At 64.0% G+C, this 3,717-nt stretch carries 5 protein-coding genes; 2 read left to right on the top strand and 3 right to left on the bottom strand.

Translation table 11 applies throughout. The features are described 5' to 3' along the window. Positions 1 to 132 precede the first annotated feature (132 nt). Complete coding sequence (locus MKL09_RS20765) at positions 133 to 411, bottom strand: hypothetical protein (protein WP_244023284.1); 279 nt, start codon at positions 409 to 411, stop codon at positions 133 to 135. Positions 412 to 636: 225 nt separating this feature from the next. On the opposite strand from MKL09_RS20765, the gene MKL09_RS20760 reads away from it, so the two are divergent. After that, positions 637 to 2,577 (top strand): PAS domain-containing protein, encoded by a 1,941-nt coding sequence (locus MKL09_RS20760; RefSeq protein WP_244023286.1) that lies wholly within the window; start codon positions 637 to 639, stop codon positions 2,575 to 2,577. A gap of 47 nt (positions 2,578 to 2,624) precedes the next feature. Here MKL09_RS20760 and MKL09_RS20755 read toward each other — a convergent pair whose 3' ends face one another. Beyond that, entirely contained in the window at positions 2,625 to 2,891 is a 267-nt protein-coding gene (locus tag MKL09_RS20755; RefSeq protein WP_244023283.1) for a hypothetical protein, read from the bottom strand. Positions 2,892 to 2,952: 61 nt separating this feature from the next. Then, on the bottom strand, positions 2,953 to 3,204 hold the full coding sequence (locus MKL09_RS20750; protein WP_244023281.1) for a hypothetical protein: 252 nt from the start codon (positions 3,202 to 3,204) through the stop codon (positions 2,953 to 2,955). 228 nt (positions 3,205 to 3,432) lie between these two features. Here MKL09_RS20750 and MKL09_RS20745 point away from each other — a divergent pair. Beyond that, on the top strand, positions 3,433 to 3,717 hold a 285-nt coding region (locus tag MKL09_RS20745), incomplete at its 3' end, for a helix-turn-helix domain-containing protein (RefSeq protein WP_244023279.1).

Below are 3,717 nucleotides of genomic sequence, written 5' to 3'. Positions count from 1 at the left end.
CGGCAAGCAGGCGAGGCTGACCCTCAAGGAGCCCGGCGACTTCGTGATCGAGTGCGGCATCCACCCAAAGATGAAGCTCACCCTCCACGTCCAGTAGGAGGGCCGCTACGACGGTCCGTCTACCCCACAGCCTCAGATCACGAAGTCGCCGGGCTCCTTGAGGGTCAGCCTCGCCTGCTTGCCGGGTTCCTGGTCGCCGGCGTCGAACGCGAAGCGATCGGCCTCGATGAAGGCGTGATGGATCGCGCTGTCGTTACCGTTGACGAGGGTGATGGTATCGCCCCTGCGCAGAAACAGGTCGCTGGGATCGTAGTGTCGGCCCTTCTGCAACACGATCCTGATGACGTTGGAAAGGTCGGCGCGAGCCGATCCAGCCGCAGCGAGCGCGACGATCAAGGCGACGACGGTCATACCGGTTCTGAAAACGCGCATATTCCGCCTCGTACTTTTGCGTAGCCATCGCAGATGAGCCAGTAAGAAAACCGCCGGGGAATGCATAAAATCCAACCCACTTTTGCGGCAGTGGGCGTCGTTTGAGAAGGTCGTTAAGCAGGTGCCCGTATGAACGGGGGCGCCATCATTAGCGTCTCGCGAGAAGACTCCGTGCCCTTATTCGATGCCGATCTGCGCTCGCTCATGGCGGCGATCGACAAGTCCAGGGCTCGAATCGAATTCGCCCCCGATGGTACGGTTCTGGCCGCCAACGCGTTGTTCCTCGACCTGACGGGCTACACCCTCGCCGAGGTGAAGGGACAGCATCACACGATGTTCGTGCCCCCAAGCGAGCGCGATGGCGACGCCTACCACGTGTTTTGGGACGCCTTGCGCCGCGGTGAAGCACAAACCCGAGAGTTCAAGCGCATCGCCAAGGGCGGCCGCGAGGTCTGGATCCAGGCGACCTACAACCCCGTCCTCAATCGCGCGGGACGCGTCACGCGGATCGTCAAGTTCGCGTCCGATGCGACCGCGCAGGTGCTGCGCCACATCGACCACGACGGCCAGCTCAATGCCCTGCACCACTCCCAGGCCGTGATCGAGTTCGGCCTCGACGGCACGATCCTGACCGCCAACCAGAATTTCCTCGACGCGGTGGGCTACAGCCTCGACGAGGTCCAGGGCCACCACCACGGACTGTTCGTGGATCCCACCGAGCGAGAGGGTGTGGCCTACCGCGAGTTCTGGGCGAAACTCGCACGCGGTGAGTTTGCAGCCGGCGAGTTCCGTCGCATCGCCAAGGGCGGCCGCGAGGTCTGGATCCAGGCGACCTACAACCCGATCCGCGATCGGGACGGCAAGCCGGTGAAGGTGGTAAAGTTCGCCACTGACGTCACGGAGCAGAAGCTACAGACCACTGACGCGGCAGGTCAGCTCGCGGCCGTCAATCGATCCCAGGCGGTGATCCAGTTCGCCCCCGACGGTACGGTTCTGGATGCCAACGCAAACTTCCTCGCGGCGGTCGGCTATCGGATCGAGGAAATCCGCGGGCAGCACCACGCCATGTTCGTCGAGCCAGGCTACGCGCAGACGTCAGATTATGCGGCCTTCTGGGATCGCCTGCGCGGTGGCGACTTCTCCTCCGGCATGTTCCAGCGCTTCGGCAAGGGCGGTCGCTCGATTTGGATCCAGGCGAGCTACAACCCGATCTTCGACCCCAACGGTCGGCTGACCAAGGTCGTCAAATACGCCACCGACGTCACCGCCAACATGGGAGCGCGATCCGTCGCGGTGCAGGCGGCCGAGCGAACCCTCGACAACGTCCAGGCGGTAACCGACGCCGCGGAGACCATGAACGCCGCAGCGCAGGAGATCTCGCGCAGCATGGCGCAGTCCAAGACGGCTGTGGACGACATCCACGGGCGGACGAGCGAAGCGGACGCGGCGACCGAGCGGTTGCGTGCGGCGGCAGGCGCGATGGGTGGTGTCGCCGCCGTGATCGCCGGCATCGCCCAGCAGATAAACTTGTTGGCGCTGAACGCCACGATCGAGGCGGCGCGGGCTGGAGCTGCGGGACGCGGCTTCGCGGTAGTCGCAGCCGAGGTAAAGGATCTGGCCAGTCAGGCCGCTACGGCCACGAACCGGATCAGCGGCGAAGTCACCGGCATGCAGGCTGTGTCGGCGGAGGTCGCGACGACGCTGGCATCGATCACCGCGGCGATCGGCACGATCAGCGCCCATGTTGATGGCGTGAGCGCGTCGATGGATGAGCAGACCTGGGCGACCGGGGAGATCCTCGCCAGCATGCGGCACGCAGCCGAAGGTGTGTCGAGCATCAGCACGAGCCTGGACGACTGGACGGTGGGCATGGAGGAGCGGCGCAACGAGCGCCGGACCCGTGTTCTGCTGCCGGCCAGCATCCATGTGCCTGGCGGCTCCATCGCTTGCTCGATCCGCGACCTATCTGACGGTGGCGCGCGACTGCATGCTCGGATGCACGCTCATGTCCCCGAGCGGTTCGAACTGACCGTCGATTGTGACGGACGCAGGTTCAGCTGCGAAGTTCGGCAGAGGTCCGGCGCCAGCGTCAACGTGCAATTTCTACAGGCTGTGGAACCTAGGATCCTACGTGTAGCTGGGTAAGGGCACTTGGCAGCCAAGGTTGTCCGTAGGCAGTCACGAGCTCGGTCTCACTCATCGGCCTGCGGGGTGATATCTGTCATCCGCGTTGAAAATCGGTGACCACCTGGACGCAGACCGAGCACGTCCATGACGCGGTCCCGAGCTCCGACGTCGGCGATCGACGCGCCATTCTCAAGCCTGACGATCGCCTCGGGATCCACCTGGGCTAGCGCGGACAAGGTCTCGATCGAGTAGGCCCCACGCAAGCGGGCAGCGTGGATCTGCGCCGCTATCGCGGCATTCAGGGTGGTAGGCTCGTCGTCTTGGTCGCTCATGGGCCAGCGGTACGTGCCGGCTCCGGCCGAAGTTTCCCCCGACGAGCTTTTTGAGACTTGGCTACTCCATCCCCGACGGCCGAGGGCGTGGCATGCCAAGCTCGGTCAACCCCAGGAATAGTGCGACGCGCGTCAGCACAGCGAGCGAAGTCGTACCGCCGCTGCCGTTCTCGATAGCTGCGATGACCTCGGGTGCGAGGCGTGCCAATCGGGCTGCATTTTCCAGGGACAGGCACAGACGGCCTCGTGCCGGACCAGCATGTGCCGCGAGGTTGCACAGCACGACGTGCCGCCGCTCCTCGATCTCGTCCATGAGCGATGCTCAACCTCGCCAGGGTTCATAGCCCTCACGAAACCGTTACCATCGCCGCTACCGTTAGGAAATACCCAGAGTTGCACTGGTGCCCTGCGCAAGTTGCAGCTGTTGCTGGCCTGCACTAACGGTTGTGCAGCGCAATCGTGTACAATCCTGGGTCAGTTTTAAGCGATTGGACCGCCAGCGGCGCGTTCAGTCTTCTCCTCGACGAGAGCTGATCTTGCGATGACCGCCACCAATGCACCGAAGCAAGCGACCGAAGCTGACCGTGAGATTGGCAGTCGCATCGCGGCGGTTCGGGCGGCACAGGGTCTGAGCCAGACCGCGCTCGGTCACGCCATCGGGGTCAGCTTCCAACAGGTCCAGAAGTACGAGAAGGGTCGCAATCGCATCGGCGCCAGCCGGCTGCAGAGGATCGCCGATCAGCTCAAGGTGCCGGTCGAGACGTTTTTTGCCAGCTCTCAGGGAAACGACGACCAGGAGGCCGTTGTCCCGGCCGTCTCCAATGAC

Origin of the sequence: Methylobacterium sp. J-048, from assembly GCF_022829515.1 — a bacterium.
Taxonomy (GTDB): Bacteria; Pseudomonadota; Alphaproteobacteria; order Rhizobiales; family Beijerinckiaceae; genus Methylobacterium.
Note: the sequence above shows the minus strand (reverse complement) of the source record. Positions and strands in the feature narration are given on the sequence as shown.

Coding starts and splice junctions, on each gene's coding strand:
- MKL09_RS20760 (WP_244023286.1), top strand. CDS start 637: ATGGCGGCGATCGACAAGTCCAGGGCTCGAATCGAATTCGCCCCCGAT.
- MKL09_RS20765 (WP_244023284.1), bottom strand. CDS start 411: ATGACCGTCGTCGCCTTGATCGTCGCGCTCGCTGCGGCTGGATCGGCT.
- MKL09_RS20750 (WP_244023281.1), bottom strand. CDS start 3,204: ATGGACGAGATCGAGGAGCGGCGGCACGTCGTGCTGTGCAACCTCGCG.
- MKL09_RS20755 (WP_244023283.1), bottom strand. CDS start 2,891: ATGAGCGACCAAGACGACGAGCCTACCACCCTGAATGCCGCGATAGCG.